The organism is Streptomyces sp. SID8374, assembly GCF_009865135.1.
In the GTDB taxonomy this organism is placed as follows: domain Bacteria; phylum Actinomycetota; class Actinomycetes; order Streptomycetales; family Streptomycetaceae; genus Streptomyces.
Genome location: NZ_WWGH01000002.1, coordinates 1,364,659 through 1,384,097, shown reverse-complemented (window position 1 = coordinate 1,384,097; position 19,439 = coordinate 1,364,659). Strand labels below are relative to the sequence as shown.

18 protein-coding genes are annotated in these 19,439 nt (G+C 72.7%); 5 read left to right on the top strand and 13 right to left on the bottom strand.

Annotated elements, in window-relative coordinates:
• Nucleotides 1–2: 2 nt before the first annotated feature.
• The 7 genes from GTY67_RS29530 to GTY67_RS29500 all read right to left on the bottom strand — a co-directional run bounded on the left by GTY67_RS29530 (nt 3) and on the right by GTY67_RS29500 (nt 7,869).
• Nucleotides 3–1,226: an alpha/beta fold hydrolase gene (locus tag GTY67_RS29530; RefSeq protein WP_237503027.1), complete on the bottom strand. Its 1,224-nt coding sequence runs from the start codon at nt 1,224–1,226 to the stop codon at nt 3–5.
• Between the two features lie 591 nt (nt 1,227–1,817).
• Nucleotides 1,818–2,414 carry a hypothetical protein gene (locus GTY67_RS29525; protein WP_161281039.1) on the bottom strand — a complete coding sequence of 199 codons (597 nt, stop codon included), beginning with the start codon at nt 2,412–2,414 and terminating at the stop codon, nt 1,818–1,820.
• Between the two features lie 67 nt (nt 2,415–2,481).
• Nucleotides 2,482–3,648, bottom strand: a complete 1,167-nt coding sequence (locus tag GTY67_RS29520) for an ROK family glucokinase (protein ID WP_093686612.1) — start codon at nt 3,646–3,648, stop codon at nt 2,482–2,484.
• 134 nt (nt 3,649–3,782) lie between these two features.
• Nucleotides 3,783–4,628 (bottom strand): ATP-binding cassette domain-containing protein, encoded by an 846-nt coding sequence (locus GTY67_RS29515; protein WP_161281037.1) that lies wholly within the window; start codon nt 4,626–4,628, stop codon nt 3,783–3,785.
• On the bottom strand, nt 4,625–5,671 hold the full coding sequence (locus GTY67_RS29510) for an ABC transporter permease (RefSeq protein ID WP_093686610.1): 1,047 nt from the start codon (nt 5,669–5,671) through the stop codon (nt 4,625–4,627). Before GTY67_RS29510 ends, GTY67_RS29515 begins: the two co-directional genes overlap by 4 nt.
• Entirely contained in the window at nt 5,668–6,642 is a 975-nt protein-coding gene (locus tag GTY67_RS29505; protein WP_093686648.1) for a sugar ABC transporter substrate-binding protein, read from the bottom strand. The genes GTY67_RS29510 and GTY67_RS29505 overlap by 4 nt, the downstream gene beginning before the upstream one ends.
• 468 nt (nt 6,643–7,110) lie before the next feature.
• Nucleotides 7,111–7,869 (bottom strand): GntR family transcriptional regulator, encoded by a 759-nt coding sequence (locus tag GTY67_RS29500; protein WP_093686609.1) that lies wholly within the window; start codon nt 7,867–7,869, stop codon nt 7,111–7,113.
• 112 nt (nt 7,870–7,981) lie between these two features.
• On the opposite strand from GTY67_RS29500, the gene GTY67_RS29495 reads away from it, so the two are divergent.
• Nucleotides 7,982–8,995, top strand: a complete 1,014-nt coding sequence (locus GTY67_RS29495; protein ID WP_161281035.1) for a Gfo/Idh/MocA family oxidoreductase — start codon at nt 7,982–7,984, stop codon at nt 8,993–8,995.
• 112 nt (nt 8,996–9,107) lie between these two features.
• Here the strand turns inward: GTY67_RS29495 and GTY67_RS29490 are convergent, their stop codons facing one another.
• From GTY67_RS29490 to GTY67_RS29480, 3 genes are all read right to left on the bottom strand, one after another.
• Nucleotides 9,108–10,280: a cytochrome P450 gene (locus GTY67_RS29490; protein WP_161281033.1), complete on the bottom strand. Its 1,173-nt coding sequence runs from the start codon at nt 10,278–10,280 to the stop codon at nt 9,108–9,110.
• Between the two features lie 31 nt (nt 10,281–10,311).
• Nucleotides 10,312–11,049 (bottom strand): response regulator transcription factor, encoded by a 738-nt coding sequence (locus GTY67_RS29485; RefSeq protein ID WP_161281031.1) that lies wholly within the window; start codon nt 11,047–11,049, stop codon nt 10,312–10,314.
• Nucleotides 11,050–11,236: 187 nt separating this feature from the next.
• On the bottom strand, nt 11,237–12,457 hold the full coding sequence (locus GTY67_RS29480; protein WP_093686605.1) for a histidine kinase: 1,221 nt from the start codon (nt 12,455–12,457) through the stop codon (nt 11,237–11,239).
• Nucleotides 12,458–12,602: 145 nt separating this feature from the next.
• Between GTY67_RS29480 and GTY67_RS29475 the strand changes: the two genes are divergently transcribed.
• Nucleotides 12,603–12,839 carry a hypothetical protein gene (locus tag GTY67_RS29475; RefSeq protein WP_161281029.1) on the top strand — a complete coding sequence of 79 codons (237 nt, stop codon included), beginning with the start codon at nt 12,603–12,605 and terminating at the stop codon, nt 12,837–12,839.
• A 10-nt stretch (nt 12,840–12,849) separates the two neighbouring features.
• On the opposite strand, the gene GTY67_RS29470 is transcribed toward GTY67_RS29475, so the two are convergent.
• Nucleotides 12,850–13,779: a DMT family transporter gene (locus GTY67_RS29470; protein ID WP_161281027.1), complete on the bottom strand. Its 930-nt coding sequence runs from the start codon at nt 13,777–13,779 to the stop codon at nt 12,850–12,852.
• A gap of 306 nt (nt 13,780–14,085) precedes the next feature.
• Here GTY67_RS29470 and GTY67_RS29465 point away from each other — a divergent pair, with 306 nt between their 5' ends.
• From GTY67_RS29465 to GTY67_RS29455, 3 genes are all read left to right on the top strand, one after another.
• On the top strand, nt 14,086–14,727 hold the full coding sequence (locus GTY67_RS29465) for a TetR/AcrR family transcriptional regulator (protein WP_093686603.1): 642 nt from the start codon (nt 14,086–14,088) through the stop codon (nt 14,725–14,727).
• Between the two features lie 249 nt (nt 14,728–14,976).
• A complete protein-coding gene (locus GTY67_RS29460; RefSeq protein WP_161281025.1) occupies nt 14,977–15,729 on the top strand; it encodes an SDR family oxidoreductase in 753 nt (250 codons plus the stop codon).
• A gap of 122 nt (nt 15,730–15,851) precedes the next feature.
• Nucleotides 15,852–16,682, top strand: coding sequence for an aldo/keto reductase (locus GTY67_RS29455; protein ID WP_161281023.1), 831 nt, complete (start codon nt 15,852–15,854; stop codon nt 16,680–16,682).
• Between the two features lie 65 nt (nt 16,683–16,747).
• Here the strand turns inward: GTY67_RS29455 and alc are convergent, their stop codons facing one another.
• Both alc and allB read right to left on the bottom strand, forming a co-directional pair.
• Nucleotides 16,748–17,869, bottom strand: a complete 1,122-nt coding sequence (gene alc, locus GTY67_RS29450; protein ID WP_161281021.1) for an allantoicase — start codon at nt 17,867–17,869, stop codon at nt 16,748–16,750.
• 61 nt (nt 17,870–17,930) lie between these two features.
• A complete protein-coding gene (gene allB / locus GTY67_RS29445) occupies nt 17,931–19,274 on the bottom strand; it encodes an allantoinase AllB (RefSeq protein WP_093686599.1) in 1,344 nt (447 codons plus the stop codon).
• Nucleotides 19,275–19,439: the final 165 nt, after the last annotated feature.

Here is a 19,439-nt window from a genome sequence, read left to right as displayed (position 1 = left end):
TGCTACGCGGGCGGGGTCGTTTCCTCCTGGATGACGGACTGCGCGATCGTGAAGGCCGCACCTGCCGCCGGGATGCCGCAGTAGACGGCGGTCTGGAGCAGAACCTCCTTGATCTCGGCGGGCGTCAGACCGTTGCGCAGGGCGGCACGGGTGTGCGCGGCCAGGCCCTCCAGGTGGCCGGAGGCGACGAGCGCGGTGAGTGTGATGCAGCTGCGGGTACGGCGGTCGAGTCCGTCCCGGCTCCAGACCTCGCCCCAGGCGTACCGGGTGACCAGCTCCTGGAAATCCTCGGTGAAGGGGTCGGCCGAGGCGTTCACCGCGTCGACGTGGGCATCCCCCAGCACCTCGCGCCGTACCTTCGTGCCCCGCTCGTACCGGTCGTCCCGCTCCGCCCCGGCGGCCTCGGGCGCGACGGGCGCCGCCGCGATCTCGGCGAGCGGCGAGAACGGGGTGGCGGGTGTGGCCGGCCCGGGGACGAGCGGCGGTACGGGGCGTGCGGTGGGAGCGTCCTGCCAGGCGGTGGAGAAGTGCGTCAGGAGCAGGTCGCAGACGGCCGCCGGCTGCTCCACCGGGGCCAGGTGGGAGGCGCCGGGAACGAGGGCGAGGCGGGCGTCCGGTATCCCGGCGACCAGCGTGCGCGCCTCGGCGGGTCCGGTGACCTGGTCCTCCGCGCCGACCAGGACCAGCGTCGGGACGCCGATCCGGCCCAGGTGGTCGCGGATGTCGAACGCCGCCAGCGCCTCGCAGGCCGCGATGTAGCAGCCGGGGTCGGTGGTGCGGACCATCTGTACGGCCCACTCCACGATGGCGGGCTGCGCGGCGGCGAAGCCGGGGGTGAACCAGCGTTCCGGCGCGGTACGGGCCATCGGCTCCAGGCCGTTGGTGCGGACGATCACCCCGCGCTGCCGGAACTCGTCGGCCGTGCCGAACCGGGGCGAGGAGGCGACCAGCGCCAGCGAGGCCACCCGGTGCGGGTGGCGCAGGGCCAGGTCCGCCCCGACCGCCCCGCCGATCGAACAGCCCGCGTAACCGAACCGCTGGACCCCGAGCCCGTCCAGCGTCGCGAGCAGCCGGTCCCCCAGCTCCGCGACGGAGGAGGCCGCGTGGGCGGGGGCGCCGCCGTGGCCCGGCAGGTCGTAGCGGAAGACCCGCCAGTGCTGGGACAGCTCGGGTATCTGGCGGTCCCACATGTGCCAGGTCGTCCCGAGGGAGGGCCCGATCACCAGGACGGGAGCGTCCTCGGGCCCGTCGAAGCGGTACTGGAGCGTGCCGGGAGCGTCGGCGGCCGGTTGTGGGGCCTGTGGGGCCTGTGGGGTGAGGGTGGGGCCGGGGGTGTGTGGAGTGGGGGCAGTCTGTTGTACGGGGGTGGCCTGCGGCGCCTGTACGGGGGTGGCTTGCGGCGGCGTCGGCGGCTGCGGGGCCCCGGGCCCCGTCGGCTGCGAGGCCCCAGGCCCGGACGGCGGTGGGAAGCCGGGGCCCGTCGGCTGCGGGAAACCAGGGCCCGCCTGCTGCGGGGACCCCGGCCCCGACGGCTGCGGGAAATCGGAACCCGGCGGCTGCGGGAAGCCGGGCGCTGTGGGCTGCGGCGCTCCGTAGGCGGGTGCGCGCCCGGGGCCGGGCTGCGAGGCGCCGTACCCGGGAGCCGTTGTCGCGCCCGGCACCGTTCCCGTGCCCGGCTGCGGGGACGGGGCCGCCGGGACGGGCGGGCCGGGGTGCGGGGCGGGGCCGCCCGGGTGGGGGGCCTGCGCGGGCTGTGGGGTCGTCTCGCTCACTTCGCTCACTCGCTCCAGGTTAGTGAGCGCCCCTCCAGGTGCCGGTCAGGGGGTCGCCGCGGATACGACATAGACGACAGGGCTGGCCGGGTCGGTCATATTGACCGTGATGGTCTGGGTGGGGCGCGGCTTCTTGTTGGTGTGCGTGGTGCTCGCCCAGTTCTCGCTCGCCCCGAAGTACCAGCCGGTGACGTTGATGTCCCGGGCGCTGATGTTGACCTTCCCGGGCTCCAGGGCGGCGCGGCCGGTGCCGATGCCGGTCAGGAAGCGGTCGAGTCCGGCGGAGGTCGTCCGGAACTTGGTGTACATCCGGCTGGCTTTCCAGTTGTTCGTCTCGTAGTACTGGACGCCTACGGCGTTGCCGGGGATCGGGATCTCGAAGATCCGGCGCTGCATCTTGGAGGGCCAGCCCTCACGGAGGCCCTGGGCGGCCGCCTCGGCCTCCTTGTCCTTGCCCGAGCGGCGGCTCTGGCCGGCGGAGACCAGGAGGTAGCCCGCCGGGATGCCGATCAGCAGCACGATGATCGTCGCCGTGATGAACCGCCGCCGGAAGACCCGCCGGGGGCTCTCGGGCGGCTTGCCCCCGCCGTCGCCCGGCGACTCGGACTGGGGCGGCACCACGGGGTGGTCGGCTGCGATCATGATCAGGTGGTCCCTCGTGCTGCGGAGCGGGGTACGGAGACTGGGACGCCGGGCGGGCGGCCGCGGTTCAGTCGACCGTGCGGGTCGAACGGGTGTTGCGGATGGTGCTCGCCGCCTGGTCGTAGATCTGCGCGTACCGCTCGTACCGTTCGACGCGGCGCCGGTTGGCCCGGCGGAAGCGGCGGGCGACCAGCCGGGCGAGGTCCGCGGCGCCGACCATACCGGCCTCGGGGCCCAGCTGGGCCTTGGCGATCCTGGCCTCGGGGCGGTAGCCGCGGCCGGTGAGGTGGCGCTTGAAGGCGTCCCGGGCCGGGTTGATCAGGAGGTCGTCGGCGGCGCTGACCCCGCCTCCGATGACGAAGCAGGACGGGTCGAGTGCGGCGGCCAGGTTGGCGATGCCGACGCCGAGCCACTGGCCGATGTCCTGGAGGAGTTCGATGCACATGGCATCGCCCTCGCGGGCCAGTTCGGTGATGAGCGGGCCGGTGATGTCGGGGATGTTGCCCTTCACCCGGTCCAGCAGATAGTGCGCGACCGGGGAGTCGGCGGCGGCCAGCTCCTTGGCCTCGCGGACCAGGGCGTTGCCGGAGCTGTACTGCTCCCAGCAGCCCCGGTTGCCGCAGGGGCAGCGGTGGCCCGAGGGCACGACCTGCATATGGCCGAACTCACCGGCCACGCCGTACTTGCCGCGCTTGACCTGGCCGTCCTCCAGGATCGCGCCGCCGATCCCCGTACCGAGCGTGATCATGACGAGGTGGTCCTCGCCGCGCCCGGCGCCGAAGCGCCACTCCGCCCAGGCCGCCGTGTTGGCGTCGTTGTCGACCATGACGGGGACGACCAGGCGGGAGGCGATGGCGTCGCGGAGGGGTTCGTCGCGCCAGGCGAGGTGCGGGGCGAAGAGGACCTTGGAGCGGTCGGCGTCGACCCAGCCCGCCGCGCCGATGCCCACCGCGTGGACGTCGTGTCGGTCGGAGAGGTCCAGGACCAGCTCCACGATCGTGTCCTCGACGACCTTGGGGCTCTTGGACTTGTCGGGGGTCTCGGTGCGCAGCTGTTCCAGGATGTTGCCGTCGGCGTCGACGACGCCCGCCATCACCTTCGTACCGCCGATGTCGATCCCGACCGTGGGGACCCGGGGGGCGGTGAGGTGCGAGCGGCGCTCCTTGGTGCCGACGGTCTTGAGGACGGTGGCGCGGGCGGAGCCGCGGTGTGCGAAGTCGCGGTACGTGCTCATCGTCCCTGCGGGGTCTGGGGGGCCGGGCCGCTGTCGCGGCCGGCGGCGGACGGCGCCCGCCGCGCCCGATTCTGCCACTGCCGGGCCCCGGGGGCCGTCGGCCGGGGTCGGGCCGCGCCGGGGCGGGTCTCCGGTCAGGGGGCGTCGTCGGCCGCTGCGGGGCCGCCCGGGAGGGTGGGGGTGGGGGTGCGTTCCAGCTCGTGGCTGAGCTCCTCCAGCTCGCTGCCGCCCGCCATCTGACGGGTGAGTTCGTCCAGCGTGATGTCGTCCTTGGTGTGGCTGCCGGACATCGCGCCGCGCTTGAGCAGGATGAACCGGTCGCCGACGAGGTGGGCGTGGTGCGGGTTGTGCGTGATGAGGACCACGCCGAGCCCGGCGTCGCGGGCGGCCGCGACGTACTTGAGGACGACCCCGGACTGCTTGACGCCGAGCGCGGCGGTCGGCTCGTCGAGGACGAGGACCTTGGCGCCGAAGTAGACGGCGCGGGCGATCGCCACGCACTGGCGCTCGCCGCCGGAGAGGGTGCCGATGGGCTGGTCGACGTCGCGCAGGTCGATGCCCATTCGGAGGAGTTCCGTACGGGTCGTCTCGCGCATCCTGCGGACGTCGAGGCGCTTGAAGGGGCCCACGCCGATGGTCGGTTCGGAGCCGAGGAAGAAGTTCCGCCAGACCGGCATCAGCGGGACGACGGCGAGGTCCTGGTAGACGGTGGCGATGCCGCGGTCCAGGGCGTCGCGCGGGTTGGCGAGGGTGGTCTCCTCGCCGTCGATCAGGAAGCGGCCCGCGTCGTGCCGGTGCAGCCCGGCGATGATCTTGATGAGGGTGGACTTGCCGGCGCCGTTGTCGCCGAGGACGCAGGTGATCTCGCCCGCGTGGACCTCCAGCGAGACATGTTCCAGGGCCTTGATGTTGCCGTAGAACTTCGATACGTCGTCCAGCTCGACCAGGGGGCCCGCGCTCTTCTCGGACGTGGCCGTCATGTTGTCGCCTCCGCGCGCTTGCGCACCCACGCGTTGAGCAGGGTGGCCAGGAGCAGCATCGCTCCCAGGAAGAATTTGAACCAGTCCGGGTTCCACTCGGCGTACACGATGCCCTTGCTGGTCATGCCGAAGATGAAGGCACCGACCGCCGAGCCGATCGCGGAGCCGTAGCCGCCGGTGATCAGGCAGCCGCCGATGACGGCCGCGATGATGTACGTCAGCTCGTTGCCGACGCCCTCGCCGGACTGGACGACGTCGTAGCTGAAGAGCAGGTGCTGGCCGGAGATCCAGGCGGCGAAGGCGACGCCCAGGTAGAGCCCGATCTTGGTACGGATGACGGGGACGCCTACCGCGCGGGCGGCGTCGGCCTCGCCGCCGACGGCGAAGATCCAGTTGCCGAAGCGGGTACGGAGCAGGATCCAGGTGGCGAGGGCGACGAGCGCCACCCACCACAGGATCGTCACCTTGAACTCGACGCCGCCGAGGGTGAGCGTCGAGGCGAACAGGGCGCGGGCGGACTCGAAGCCCTCCATGTCCCCGATGGCCTTGGTGGAGACCGTGCCGCTGATCAGCTTGGTGAAGCCGAGGTTCAGACCGGTGAGCATCAGGAACGTACCGAGCGTGATGATGAAGCTCGGCAGTTTGGTGCGGGTCAACATGAACCCGTTGAACGCCCCGATGGCGAGCGTGACCAGCAGCGACACGAAGACGCCGACCCAGACGTTGGCCGTCATCTGGTAGCTGAACATCGATGAGATCAGCGCGGAGCTGGTCACCAGGACACCGGCGGAGAGGTCGAACTCGCCGCCGATCATCAGCAGCGCGACCGGGGCGGCCATGATGCCGAGGACGGAGGCCGCGTACAGGACGGTCCCGAAGCTGGAGGCCCGGAGGAAGCTGTCGGCGACGATCGCGAAGAAGAGGAAGACGGCTGCCGCGCCGACGACCGAGCCGAGCTCGGGGCGGCCGAGCAGCTTACGCAGGGGCGAGGTGCGGACCAGCCGCTCGTCGAGTTGGTCGGGCGCGGCGGTGGAGCCGCTCATCGGGTGCCCCGCTTGGTGTAGTCGGCCAGGGCGTCCGCGTCGTCCTTGGTGATGATCTGCGGGCCGGTGAGGACGGGGAGGCCGCCGCCGAGCACGTTGCGGTTGTAGCGGTAGAGCCAGAGCAGGTCCACGGCCTGGTACCCCTGGAGGTAGGGCTGCTGGTCGACGGCGAAGCCGAGCTTGTCGGTCTGGAGGCCGGTGGCGACCTTGGCGTTGAGGTCGAAGGTGTCGATCTCGGCCTTGCTGCCCGCCGTCTGCTTGGCCTGGACGGCGGCGTCGGCGAAGGGGGCGCCGAGGGTGACGACCGCGTCGATGCTCTTGTCGGACTGGAGCTTGGCCTCGATGGACGCGGTGACGTCGGGCATGTTGGTGCCGTCGACGTACAGGTTCTGCATGGTGCCGTCGAAGGTCTTCTTGGCCCCGGCGCAGCGCTGCTCGTGGCCCACGTTTCCCTGCTCGTGCAGGACGCAGAGGACCTTCTTGCGGTCCCTCTTGTTCAGCTCGTCGCCGACGGCCTCACCGGCGATCGACTCGTCCTGGCCGATGTGGGTCAGGGCGCCGAACTCCTTGGACTCCGCGGAGCCGGAGTTCACCGTGACGACCGGGATGCCCGCCTTGACGGCCTTGGCGATCACGGCCTTCATGGCGTCGGGCTTGGCCAGCGAGACGATCAGCCCGTCGACCTTCTTGTCGATCGCGGTCTGGACGAGCTGGGCCTGCTGGTTGGCCTCGTCGTCGTGCGAGTAGAGGAAGTTGATGTTGTCCTTGACGGCCGCCTGTTCGGCGCCCTTCTGGACGATGTCCCAGAAGGTGTCGCCGTCGCCCGAGTGGGTGACCATGGCGAAGGTCCAGCGGGGCGTGTTCACCGCGGCCCGGCCCTCGGCGGCCTCGGCCGCGCGCTCTTCCGCCCGCTTGCCGCCGGTGCTGCTGCATCCTGCGGCTGCCAGCGCCACTGCCAGGACGGCGCCCAGTGCGCGTACCCCTGTTCGAACCCTTGCCACGACGCCCGTGCCCTTCTGCTGCTGCTCGCTGTGCGCTTGACCGGGCCGGGGAGTGTACGGGGCCCCGGGCCGGCTGCCCAGTATCCCCGAGCCGTGCGCGCTTCCGCCCGGGGGGCGCCTTCCAGACTGTTGGGGGTGCCGCCCCCAGCCTGGCGGGGGTGCCACCCCCAGCCCGGTCGGGGTGCCCCTTCCCAGCCCGTCCGGCGTTTGAGGACGGAACCGTCGGTGTGGGGACCGGTCGCCCATGAGGGGCCCGTGCCTCAGGCATCCTCTGCCTGCGGGCCCACCCACGCAAGGGTTCCGTCCTCAAACGCGGACGGGCTGCATGTGGGCACCCGCGCACGATGGATCGACGTCGAACAGGTGGATTGAGCGGCCGCACAGGACGGGGCAACGCCGGACAGGCTGCATGTGGGCGCCCGGGCCGGCTGGGGGGGCTCAGGCGCGGATCAGGAGTTGGAACTCGAACGCGTAGCGCGACGCGCGGTAGACGTGGGAGCCGAACTCCACCGCGCGGCCCGTCGCGTCGTACGTAGTGCGCTCCATCGTGAGCAGAGGCGCGCCCGGCTCCTCGTCCAGGGCCCGGGCCTCCCCCGCCGTGGCGGCGCGGGCGCCGACGGACTGGCGGGCGCTGTGCAGCGTGATGCCCGAGGCTCGCATCATCCGGTAGAGCCCGGTGGACTCCAGCTCCTGCGCCGGGAGGGCGAGCAGCTCCGGGGGCAGGTGGTTGCGCAGGAGGGCCATCGGCTCGTCATGGGCGTAGCGCAGCCTCTCGACCAGGTGGACCTCGGTGCCCTCGGCGACCCCCAGCGCGGCGGCGATCTCGGCGGTGGCCGGTTCCATGGTGGTGCGCAGGACCTTGGTCGCGGGGCGCTGGCCGGCCGCCTCCAGGTCGTCGTAGAGCGAGCTGAGCTCCAGCGGGCGGCGGACCTGGCTGTGCACGACCTGGGTGCCGACGCCCCGGCGGCGCACCATCAGCCCCTTGTCGACGAGCGACTGGATGGCCTGGCGGACGGTGGGGCGGGAGAGGCCGAGGCGGTGGGCGAGGTCGATCTCGTTGCCGAGCAGGGTGCCGGGGGCCAGCCGGCCCTGTTCGACGGCGGCCTCCAGTTGCTGCGCCAGCTGGAAGTAGAGCGGCACCGGGCTGGTGCGGTCCACGCTCAGCGGCAGCGGCTGATCGGCTCCTTGTGCGGTCACGGGGGCGAGCCTAGTTCGATTGTCCGGACAAAGCCATGGTCACCGCGGGTGCCGGTTCATTTGTCAGGACAAACGCTTGACATGATGACCGGGCGAAGGCCACCTTGGGGCCATGCGCATCGGACTCATCGGAACGGGACGTATCGGCACTTTCCATGCGGAGGTGCTGAGCCGTCATCCCGCCGTGGACTCCCTGCTGGTGGCGGACGCGGATCCGGAGCGCGCCGCCGTGGCGGCCACCCGCACCGGGGCCTCGGCCGTCCCGGTGGACGCGATGTTCACCGGCGAGGGCCGGGACCTCCCCGACGCGCTGGTGATCTGTTCGGCGACCGCCGCCCACGCCCCGCTCATCGCCCGCGCCGCCCGGGCCGGGCTGCCCGCGTTCTGCGAGAAGCCGATCGCCCTGGACCTGCCCGGCACGCTCGGTGCCCTCGCGGAGGTCGAGGCGGCGGGCAGCATCCTCCAGCTGGGGTTCATGCGCCGCTTCGACGCCGGGTACGCCGAGGCGAGGGCGGCGGTACGGGAGGGGAGGCTCGGGCGGCTGCACACCGTACGGGCCGTCACCTCCGACCCCGCTCCCCCGCCCGCCGACTACCTCCCGCTCTCCGGCGGGCTGTACCGGGACTGCCTGGTCCACGACTTCGACATCCTGCGGTGGGTGACGGGCCGCGAGGTCGGCGAGGTGTACGCCACCGGGTCGGACGCCGGGCCCGCGATGTTCCGCGAGGCGGGCGACGTGGACACGGCCGCCGCCCTGCTCACCCTGGACGACGGCACGCTGGCCACCGCCACCGCGACCCGTTGCAACGGCGCCGGGTACGACGTCCGCATGGAGCTGGCCGGCGAGCTGGACCAGATCGCCGTCGGCGTGGACGACCGTACGCCGCTGACCTCGGCCGAACCGGAGGGCCCGGGCGCTCCGCCGAAGCCGTGGCCGGGGTTCCTGGAGCGGTTCGCCCCGGCGTATGAGGCGGAGCTGGACGCCTTCCTCCGGGTCGCCCGGGGTGAGCTGGCCAACCCGTGCGACGGGCGCGAGGCCCTGCACGCGCTGCGGATCGCCGAGGCCTGCGAGGTCTCGCGCCGCGAACGCCGCCCGGTGGCGATGGAGGAGATCCCGGGCGGGTGAGGCCGGGGCCCTTCACCAGGCCACCGAGAGCCCGTTACCGGTCAACGGCCACCGGCCCCATGGCTCCGGGCCTCCTGGTGATGTCGAAGCAGGCCGCGTCGGGACAGCGGCCTCACCAGCGCACCGGCAGCCGCCGCACCCCGCGCATCAGCAGGCCGGGCAGCCACTCCGGCTCGCCGCCCGCCGGGTCGCGGGCCAGGTCCGGGCAGCGCTCCAGCAGCGCGCCGATCGCGATGCGCGCCTCCATGCGGGCGAGCGGGGCGCCCAGGCAGTAGTGCGCCCCGTGGCCGAAAGCCAGATGCCCCTGGGGTGCGCGGCGGATGTCGAAGGCGTCCGGGTCCGCGAACCGCTCCGGGTCCCGGCCGCCCGAGGCGAGAGCCACGAGCACCGGCTCGTCGTCGGGGATCACGGTGGAGCCGATCATCACCTCCTCGCGGGTGAAGCGGAGGGTGGCGGTCTCCACCGGGCCGTCGTACCGCAGCATCTCCTCCACCGCCCCGTCGAGGAGCCCGGGATCGGCGCGCAGCAGGGCGAGTTGGTCCGGGTGGTCGAGGAGGGCGCGCACACCGTTGGAGATCAGGTTGACGGTGGTCTCGTGTCCGGCGACGAGCAACAGGAAGGCCATGCCGACCAGTTCGTCGGCGGAGAGCCCGTCGCCGCCCTCGTCGCGGCTTCTGATCAGCGCGCTCAGCAGGTCCTCGCCCGGCGAACTCCGTTTGTCCTCGATGAGTTGGACCAGGTAGGCGCTCATCGCGCCGACCGGGTCGGCCTCCCGCTGGGCCGGGGTGGGGGTGACGATGCCGTTCGACAGCGTACGGAAGGTGTCCCGGTCGATGTCGGGCACGCCGAGCAGTTCGCAGATGACGGTCATCGGGAGCGGGAAGGCCAGCGCGTCGACGAGATCGGCGGAACCGGCCGGGACCATCGCGTCGAGGAGCTCGGTGGTGATCTCGGAGACCCGGGGGCGCAGCGCCTCGATGCGGCGGGCGGTGAACTCGCGGACGACGAGCCTGCGCAGCCGGGTGTGGCGCGGGGCGTCCAGCTCCAGCATGTTGTCGCTGATCGGGTTCACCTCGGCGGCCCAGCGCCCGGTGGTCCGCCAGTCCTTGCCGAACCGCTGGTCGGCGAGGACCCAGCGGGCCTCCTCGTATCCGACGACCAGCCAGACGCGCTCCATGTGCTCGGTGCGCACCGCGTGCACCGGCCCCTCGGCGCGCAGCTTGGCGTAGTACGGATAGGGGTTCGCCGTGAAATCCGGCAGATCCCGCAGATCGAGCACAGCCATCGTGGTCAGCCCCTCTTCCGGTCCGGACCACTCACCCTAGGCCGCCGCCCTCCTCCCCGTCCGTGTCGAGGAGCCCGGCATCGTGGACCAACAGGGCGATCTGGACACGGTTGTTCAGGTCGAGTTTGGCGAGAATCCGCGAGACCTGGGTCTTGACGGTGGCGACGCTGAGGTAGAGCTCGCCCGCGATCTCGGCGTTGGAGTGTCCGCGCCCGACGGCGATCGCCACCTCCCTCTCCCGCTCCGCCAGCTCCCCGAACCGCCTGCGGGCCCGCTCGGTCCGGCTGGTGCGGTCGTCCTGCGCACCTCCCGCCGCACGGGCCATGAGCTGGCGGGTGACGGCGGGTGAGAGCACCGGGTCCCCGGCGGCGACCCGTCGGACCGATTCGACGATCCGGGCGGGCGGGGTGTCTTTCAGGACGAATCCCGCAGCCCCGGCGCGGATGGCCCGCAGCACCTGTTCGTCGGCGTGGAAGGTGGTGAGGACGACGACTTCGGGCGCATCGGGGCGGCGGCGCAGCTCCTCGGTCGCGGTGAGTCCGTCCATGCCGGGCATCCGGATGTCCATCAGGACGACGTCGGGGCGCAGCCGTTCGACCAGGGCGGCGACCTCGCTGCCGTCCGCGCCCTCCCCCACGATGTCGATGTCGTCGGCCCCGCCGAGCATCAGGGCGAGCCCGGCCCGCACGAGCGGGTCGTCGTCGACGATGAGCAGCCGGACGGGCGGGGAGGGAGAGGCGGAAGGGGTCGGGGAGGCCGGGGTGTTCATGACGGCCACCGTAGCCAGCCGGGCCTGGAGGGCGGCGGGGCGGTCGCCGTACGGGAGTGGGCGGCACGCGGGCCGCCCTGCGGGTTCCTCATGCGGCCGGCCACGGCAGCCGGGGCGCGCCTCATCCGGCTGGCACCGGTGGCCGACGCGCGCCTCACGCCATCGGCCACCACAGCCGGAGCGCGCCTCACGCCGCAGGCCACGGCAGCCGGGCCCGGACCGTGAAGCCGCCGTCCGCCGTGGGGCCGTACTCCAGGCCGCCCCCGGCGAGCGTGGCGCGTTCGGTGAGGCCGATGAGGCCCTGGCCGGAGCCGGGGACCCGTTCGAAAGGTTCGGTGGGGGCCGGGTTCGTCACCTCGATGGTGAGGCCGTCCCCGGGGCCGCCGGTCACGGTGACGGTGACCTCGGTGCCGGGTGCGTGTTTACGGGCGTTGGTCAGGCACTCCTGGGCGATGCGGTACACCGTGCGGCCGGTGGCGGCGGGCGCGTCCTTTGGGGCGGCGACGCGCTGGTGGACGGTCACCTTCATGCCCGCCGCGCGGGACTCGTCGACCAGCCCGTCCAGGGTGGCGAGGGTGGGCTGGGGCCGCTCACCCTCGCCGGTGTCCCCGGGGCCGCGCAGCACGCCGATGATCTCCCGTAGGTCCTGGAGCGCCTCGTGGGCGCTGTCCCGGATGACTCCGGCGGCCCGGGCGATCTCGGCGGTGGGGGCGTCGGGCCGGAATTCGAGTGCCCCGGCGTGGACGCTGAGCAGGGTGAGCCGGTGGGCCAGGACGTCGTGCATCTCGCGGGCGATGGCCTCCCGGGCCAGCCGCTGGGCCTGTTCGGCGCGGAGTTCCGCCTCGGCCTCGGCGCGGCGGGCCCGTTCGCGGAGCGTGAGGACGAGCTGGCGCCGGGCGCGTACGCCCATGCCCCAGCTGAGCACCAGCAGGATCAGCAGCGCCCCGAAGACGACCGAGGCGAGGAAGCCGGTCTCGGGGTCGGGGCGCAGCCACGGCTGGAGGGGCACCGTGACGAGCGCGGCCGCGCCGACGATCGCCGCGGGCTTGAAGGGGCGGTGCACGGCCAGGCTGAACAGGGCGACCAGCAGCGCCCCGACGGCGACGGGTTCCACGACGGCGACGGCGGTCAGGGCCACGGCCAGCCCGACGGGCCAGCGCCTGCGCAGCCAGAGCGCGCAGCAGGCGGCCGCGCCCGCCACCGAGTCGATGAACACCACGATGTCCGCCGTGGTGTCGTCGGCGTCGACCGCGGCGACGGCGAGCATGCCGATGAACGCCGCGCAGAGGAACGCCGCGATGTCGACGACCCAGTCGCGTACGGTCCGCCGCGCCCGGGGCCGGTCGCCGGGCAGCTCGGCATCGGCCATCGCCGAGGGGAGCAGCCAGGGGTGCTCGGTGCGCGTCATAGCGACAAAGTTACGCAGCCGGGGGCTCGGGACGGGGTCTGCGGGACGAGGGAGCGACCAAAGTCGTGCGACCGGCTACTTTCGGCGCGGCGGCCGGGCCCTGTGGCCGACGCGGCGGGAGCGGGCCGGCCACGAAGCTCGGCGTATGAAGAAATTCATCGAGGCGGTCGGGTTCATCATCATGCTGCAAGGCGTGGGAGGTCTGGTCTACGAGTGGACGGGATGGTTGCGGCTGTGGACGCTGGCCCAGCACATCGACTTCCTCGGTGACCGCGCGCTGTTCGTCAGCATCGTGCTGATCGTGACGGGCTTCGCGATCATGATCGCGCCGGACGCGGTCGGCGAGAGGCAGGACGCGGCCGGCAAGAAGGACAAGAAGTAGATGCGGCCCCTCAGTCCGCCGCCCGTTGCACGCTGCGGCGCCCCCACGCGGTGCCCGCCAGGACCAGGACGGCCCCGGCCACCCCGAGGACGCCGAGCCGTTCGCCGCCGAGGCTGATGCCGACGGCGGCGGCCCACAGCGGTTCCGTACCGAGCAGCAGGCTGACCCGGGACGGCGAGGTGCGGCGTACGGCCCACATCTGTACGAAGAACGCGAACAGCGTGCAGAACACCGAGAGGAAGACCAGACCCGCCCACTCCCGGGGGCCGAAGTCCGCCGCCGCGCTCCACGGTGAGGCGCCCGTCCCCGGGAGCGCGGCGAGGACGGCGAAGACGGCGACCGCGCTGCCGAGCTGGACGGTGGTCAGGGAGAGCGAGTCGGCCGTCCGGACCGCCTTGATCCGGGCCATGGCCAGGACGTGGACGGTACGGGAGAGGGCGGCGAGCAGCATCAGCAGGTCCCCGCCCGAGGGGCTGGTGAAGCCGCCGCCCTGGGTCAGGAGGATCACCCCGGCGACGGAGAGCCCGGCTGCCGCGACGAAGGGCGCCGGGGGCCGGACCCGGGTGACGGCCGCCTCGGCGAGCGGCGTGAAGATCATGGTGAGGCTGATGATCAGCCCCGCGTTGGTGGCCGAGGTGTGGACCACCCCGTACGTCTCCAGCAGGAAGATCCCGCTCAGCACCAGGCCCAGCAGCCCGGCCCCCCGCCACTGCGCGCCGCTCAGCGCCCGCAGCTTGCGCCACCCCGTGGCCACCAGCACGGGCAGCACGATCGCGAAGCGCAGGACGAGGACGGCGATGACGGTGTGGGTGGTGGTGATGCCCTTGGCGGCGAGGTAGCTGGCGCCCCAGACGACGGCGACCGCGAGGACGGGAAGGTCGGTGAGCCAGGCTCTGCGGGGTGGTGCGAGGGCGGGCGCTGGCGCGACGGCGGCGGACACCTGGTGCTCCTGGTTCTCCACGGCGGGACAGGCCGCGGAGACCTCACCGGGTTCTCCACAGCGGGACAGAAGGTGGAGACCTCACCGGCTCACACACGGAAACGATCACGCTACCCGTCGGGCGCGGCGGAAAGGAACACCTGTCTCACCGGTCGGATCCTGCCCGGATCGTCGGCAGGTATCGCCCGTGGTCAGGGGCGGACGCGCCGGTGAACGGGCCGGCGGGCCGGGCACCGGGTGGTCCGGCGGCGCCTCCGGCCGTCCCTAGAATGACGCCTCGATAACTCTGAGGTACGGAGTGGTCACATGGCGGCAGTACGGCTGGACGGGCGGGTCGAGCGGGGCAACCAGACGCGGCAGCTGATCCTGGGGCGTGCGGTGCAGATCGCCTCGGTGGAAGGGCTGGAGGGCCTCTCCCTGGGGCGGCTGGCGACCGAGCTGAAGCTCAGCAAGAGCGGGGTGTTCGCCCTCTTCGGGTCGAAGGAGGAGCTACAGCTCGCCACCGTGCGCGCCGCGGTCGCGGTCTACGTCGACCACGTACTGCGCCCGGCCCGCTCGGTCCCGCCGGGGGTCGGCCGGGTCTGGCGGATGTGCGAGGCGTGGATCACCTACTCCCGGGAGCGGGTCTTCCGGGGCGGCTGCTTCTTCTACGCGGCCACCGCCGAGTTCGACGCCCGGGGCGGCAAGGTGCACGACGCGCTGGCCGCCGCTCAGACCGGCTGGGTCACCTTCGTGGAACAGACGATCGAGGAGGCGCGGGCGGCGGGCGAGCTGGCCGGGGACACCGACGTACGGCAGCTGGCCTTCGAGGTGATCGCCTTCCTGGAGCTGGCCAACGCGGAGTCGGTGCTCCAGAACAACAGCCTCGGGTACGAAAAGGCGGCGCGGGCGATCCTGGGGCGGCTGCGGTCGGCGGCGACGGAGAGCGCGCGGCTGCCTGCGGTGTAGCGGCTTCGGCCGGGAGGGGTGGCTGCCGGAGGTGTAGCGGCTTCGGCTGGGAAGAGTGGCTGCCGGAGGTGCAGTGGCTTCGGTCGAGGGGTGGCTGCCGACGGTGTACGGAGTTCGGCCGGAGGCGGTGGCTGCCGCGCCGCTCGCAAGCGGTGCCCGTCCGATTGCCGCCGGTGTCCAGTCCTCCCGGCGACTTTGCTGGTTCCTGTCGCCGGATCGGCGGCGCTCCCCGACGGCAAGGAATCCGCCATGTCCACCACCATCACCCCCTCCGCACCCCGGTCCGCCCTGGTCACCGGAGGCAGTCGCGGCATCGGCGCGGCCACCGCCCTGCGGCTCGCCGAGGACGGGGCGGACGTCGCCATCACCTACGTACGCGACGAGGAGGCGGCCCACGCGGTCGTCGCGAAGATCGAGGGGGCGGGGAGGCGCGGGGTCGCCCTGCGCTGCGACGCGGCGGACGCCGGGGCCGCCGCCGAGGCCGTGCACCGCGCGGCGGACGCGCTCGGCCGACTCGACGTCCTCGTCAACAACGCGGGCATCGGCGTCCTCGGCCCGATAGCGGAGCTGCCCGACGGCGAGGTCGACCGGGTCCTGGCGGTGAACGTGCGGGCGGTCTTCCTCGCCTGCCGGGCGGCTGCGGACCGGCTGGCCGACGGCGGGCGCATCATCTCGGTCGGCACCGCGCTGAGCCGGTACGCGGGCGGGCCCGGATCGACGCTCTACGGGATGAGCAAGTCGTCTCTCGCCGGGCTGACCAAGCCGCTGGCCCGGGAGCTGGGGCCGCGCGGCATCACGGTGAACCTGGTCCAGCCGGGCCCGGTGGACACCGACCTCAACCCGGCTGGCGGGCCGTTCGCCGAGGGGCAGCGGACGGCCACGGCGCTGGGCCGCTTCGGTACGGCGGACGAGGTGGCGTCCCTGGTGGCGTACCTGGCGAGCGCGGAGGCGGGCTTCATCACCGGCACCGAGGTCGTCGTGGACGGCGGCCACGCGGCCTGAGCCCCGCTGCCGCCGCGATGACTCCGAGCTGCCCCGTCCCGGCCGCGCGCCTACGCTGGCCGGGACGGGGCAGGACGTGACGAGGGACTATCCGGGGGGCTACCGGAAGGACAGCACGGACCATGGGCGACGTACCGGTTCATACGCTCAACGACTCCACCACCCTCCCGGCGGTGGGCCTCGGCACCTACCCGCTGGACGACGCGGAGGCGGAGGAGGCCGTCGCGGGAGCCCTCGGGCTCGGTTACCGGCTCATCGACACGGCGCTCAACTACGGCAACGAGACCGGCACCGGCCGGGGCATCGCCCGCAGCGGTGTCCCGCGCGAGGAGATCCGCCTGACCACGAAGGTGCCGGGGAGGCATCAGGGGTACGAGCAGACGCTGGCCTCGTTCGAGGAGTCGCGGGCCCGGCTGGGCGTCGAGTACGTGGACCTGTATCTGATCCACTGGCCGCTCCCCCACGTCGACAAGTACGTCGAGACCTGGAAGGCGATGATCAGGCTCCGCGAGGACGGTCTCGTCCGCTCCATCGGGGTCTCCAACTTCACCGCCGCCCATCTGGAGCGGCTGGAGCGGGAGACGGGCGTGCTGCCGTCGGTGAACCAGATCGAGATGCACCCGCTGCTCCCCCAGGAGGAGCTGCGGGCGGTGCACGCGGCGAAGGGCATCGTCACGGAGGCCTGGAGCCCGCTGGCCCGGGGCCGTGAGGTGCTGGAGGACCCCTCGACGGTGGCCATCGCCGAGGATCACGGGGTGACGCCGGGTCAGGTGGTGCTCCGCTGGCACACGCAGGTCGGTGCGGTGCCGATCCCGAAGTCGGCGGACCCGGGGCGGCAGCGGGAGAACCTGGACCTGTTCGGGTTCGAGCTGACGGCCCAGGAGCTGACCACGATCGCGTCGGGGCGGCAGCGGCGGTTCGGCGGGGACCCGGACACGCACGAGGAGTTCTGAGGGACGGTCCGCGCGCCACCGCGATCCCCCTGCGATCGCGGTGGCGCCGGTCTGTTCACGTGCGGTCAGCCGCCCAGCTCCCGGTGACGGGCCGCCAGCCCTGCGGCGCCCTCGTCGGTGAGGGACCCGTACAGCCGGAGCCGCGAGATCCCGCCGTCCGGGAAGATGTCGATCCGTACGTGGGTGGCGCGCACCGGCCCGTCCAGGACGAAGCGGTGGTTGGTGTCGGGCTGGAGCCGGGTCCGGGGCAGGACCTCCGACCAGTCGCCGTCCTCCCCGTCCCGGACCGAAAGGCTCGCCCAGCCTGCCGAGTTGCCCTTGAGATAGGCGGTGTCGATCTCGACGGCCCGGATCTCGGACTGCGCGGCCAGGCGGTAGCGGATCCAGTCGTTGCCCCGGTCGCGCCGGCGGCGGGTCTCCCAGCCGTCGTCCATCTTGCGGGAGCGGCCGGGCTGGATGGTGTTGGTGGCCGGGGAGTAGAAGCGGTCGGAGGCGTCCTCGACCTGGCCGCCGTTCTCCAGCGCGGCGAGGTCGAACGTACCGAGGGCCGTGAGCCAGGCGGGGTCCGGGGCGACCTCTCCGTACACGCGCAGCCGGGCGATCCCGCCGTCCGGGTGCTGGTTGATCCGCAGATGGGTGAAGCGCTGCTCGGCGTCGACGGCGAAGCCGTTGGCCGCGTGGCCGCCGACCGGGGTGCGCGGGACGAGGGTCGTCCACTTCACATCGGGGGCGAGGAGGTCGTCGGGGGACGGCGAACCGGGCAGCGAGACCGCCTCGACGGAGACGGCCTGCGGGTAGTTGCCCCGGAAGTGGGCGGTGTCCAGGACGATGCCCCGGATGACACCGGGGGCGCCGAGGCGGACGAGGGCCCAGTCGTGGTCGTCGGGGGTGGGGTGCGGCTCGGCGGCGCTCACCCCGCGTCGGCGGCGGGTCTCCCAGCCGTCCATGATCTTGCCCTTGTGGCCGAAGTGCTCCGGGTCGAAGACGGCCGGCCCGGGCTTCAGCAGGTTCTCGCGCTCGGCGAAGAACTCGTCGTTGGCGGCGATGACCCCGGCTCCCAGGCGCCGGTCGGCCAGGTCGACGAGGTGGGTGAAGGGGAAGTCGGCGGTGCGGTGGTCGGCGTACGGGTCGCCGCCCGCGTACGGGCTGGCGTCGCCGGTGAAGCGCGGTATCGCGGCGTCCGTCATGGTCGGGGGTTCCTTTCGGGGGCGGTCGGTGGTCGCGTACCAGGGCGGGCGAGGGACGCGGTCAGTGGTCTCGTTCCAGGAGGCGGCCGGTGGGCTCGGCCAGGACGCCGTCGGACGCGATGCGCACCCCGCGCAGCCAGCTGGAGCGGACCACGCCGTGCAGCGTCTTCCCGGCGTAGGCGGTGACCTGGTTGCGGTGGAACAGCTCGGCGGGGTCGACGGTGAAGGTCGCCTCGGGGGCGAGGACCGCGAAGTCGGCGTCGCGTCCGGCCTCGATGGCGCCCTTGCGGGTCAGCCCGGCGAGGGAGGCGGGGGCGGCGGACATCCAGCGGGCGACGTCGTCCAGGGAGTGGCCGCGCCTGCGGGCCTCGGTCCAGATGGCGGGCAGGCCGAGCTGGAGGGAGGAGATGCCGCCCCAGGCGGAGGCGAAGTCCGGGGTCTTGAGGTCGGTGGTGCAGGGCGAGTGGTCGGAGACGATGCAGTCGATCGTGCCGTCGGCGAGCCCGGCCCACAGGGCGTCCTGGTTGGCCGCCTCGCGGATGGGCGGGCAGCACTTGAACTCGGTGGCCCCGTCCGGGACCTCCTCGGCGGTGAGGGTGAGGAAGTGCGGACAGGACTCGACGGTGACACGGACGCCCTCCCGCTTTGCGGCGGCGATCAGCGGCAGCGCGTCGCTGGAGGAGAGGTGCAGAACGTGGACCCGGGCGTTGAGCCGCTTGGCGTGGGCGATGAGCCCCTCGATCGCGGTGTTCTCGGCGTCGCGCGGGCGGGAGGCGAGGAAGTCGGCGTAGGCGGGACCGGGGCGCTGGGGGGCATCGGCGAGGTGGTGCGGGTCCTCGGCGTGGACGATGAGCAGTCCGCCGAATCCGGCGATCTCCGCCATGGAGCGGGCCAGCTGCTCCTGGTCCAGCTCGGGGAACTCCTCCACCCCGGAGGGCGACAGGAAGCACTTGAAGCCGAAGACCCCGGCCTCGTACAGCGGGCGCAGGTCCTTCACGTTGGAGGGGAGTGCCCCGCCCCAGAAGCCCGTGTCGACGTGCGCCTTGGGGGCGGCGACCTGCTGCTTGATCCGCAGGTTCCCGACGGTGGTGGTCGGCGGGAGGGAGTTGAGCGGCATGTCCAGGAGCGTGGTGATGCCGCCGGCCGCCGCGGCGCGGGTGGCCGTCCAGAAGCCCTCCCACTCGGTGCGGCCGGGGTCGTTCACATGGACGTGGGTGTCGACCAGCCCGGGGAGCAGGACGTCGTCGCCGAAGTCCTCCAGCCGGGCGCCCGCGGGCACTTCGGTGTCGTACGGCAGGACCGCGTCGATGGTGCCGCCCGCGACGGCGACCGTCGCGGGGCGGGTGCCGTCGGGGGTGACGACGCGCGTCGAGCGCAGTACCAGGTTCACGTCCACACCGGACACCTGTGCTCCTTCACTCCAGGAATTCAACGAACTGTTGAAGCTTCGATGGAGTCTTCACTCGGGAATCGCCCTCGTCAAGACCCACCTTCCGGCAGGGAGCGGCGACGGGCCAGCCCGGCGACCCGACTGGAGATTTCCACAAAGTAAAAGTCAGATTTCGGAGTG

What these genes read in the sequence shown, in the direction of transcription:
- GTY67_RS29485 (WP_161281031.1), bottom strand. Translation starts at nt 11,049, where the DNA reads ATGAACACCCCGGCCTCCCCGACCCCTTCCGCCTCTCCCTCCCCGCCC.
- GTY67_RS29460 (WP_161281025.1), top strand. Translation starts at nt 14,977, where the DNA reads ATGTCCACCACCATCACCCCCTCCGCACCCCGGTCCGCCCTGGTCACC.
- GTY67_RS29455 (WP_161281023.1), top strand. Translation starts at nt 15,852, where the DNA reads ATGGGCGACGTACCGGTTCATACGCTCAACGACTCCACCACCCTCCCG.
- GTY67_RS29475 (WP_161281029.1), top strand. Translation starts at nt 12,603, where the DNA reads ATGAAGAAATTCATCGAGGCGGTCGGGTTCATCATCATGCTGCAAGGC.
- GTY67_RS29510 (WP_093686610.1), bottom strand. Translation starts at nt 5,671, where the DNA reads ATGAGCGGCTCCACCGCCGCGCCCGACCAACTCGACGAGCGGCTGGTC.
- GTY67_RS29515 (WP_161281037.1), bottom strand. Translation starts at nt 4,628, where the DNA reads ATGACGGCCACGTCCGAGAAGAGCGCGGGCCCCCTGGTCGAGCTGGAC.
- GTY67_RS29465 (WP_093686603.1), top strand. Translation starts at nt 14,086, where the DNA reads ATGGCGGCAGTACGGCTGGACGGGCGGGTCGAGCGGGGCAACCAGACG.
- GTY67_RS29525 (WP_161281039.1), bottom strand. Translation starts at nt 2,414, where the DNA reads ATGATCGCAGCCGACCACCCCGTGGTGCCGCCCCAGTCCGAGTCGCCG.
- GTY67_RS29490 (WP_161281033.1), bottom strand. Translation starts at nt 10,280, where the DNA reads ATGGCTGTGCTCGATCTGCGGGATCTGCCGGATTTCACGGCGAACCCC.
- GTY67_RS29480 (WP_093686605.1), bottom strand. Translation starts at nt 12,457, where the DNA reads ATGACGCGCACCGAGCACCCCTGGCTGCTCCCCTCGGCGATGGCCGAT.
- GTY67_RS29520 (WP_093686612.1), bottom strand. Translation starts at nt 3,648, where the DNA reads ATGAGCACGTACCGCGACTTCGCACACCGCGGCTCCGCCCGCGCCACC.
- GTY67_RS29495 (WP_161281035.1), top strand. Translation starts at nt 7,982, where the DNA reads ATGCGCATCGGACTCATCGGAACGGGACGTATCGGCACTTTCCATGCG.
- alc (WP_161281021.1), bottom strand. Translation starts at nt 17,869, where the DNA reads ATGACGGACGCCGCGATACCGCGCTTCACCGGCGACGCCAGCCCGTAC.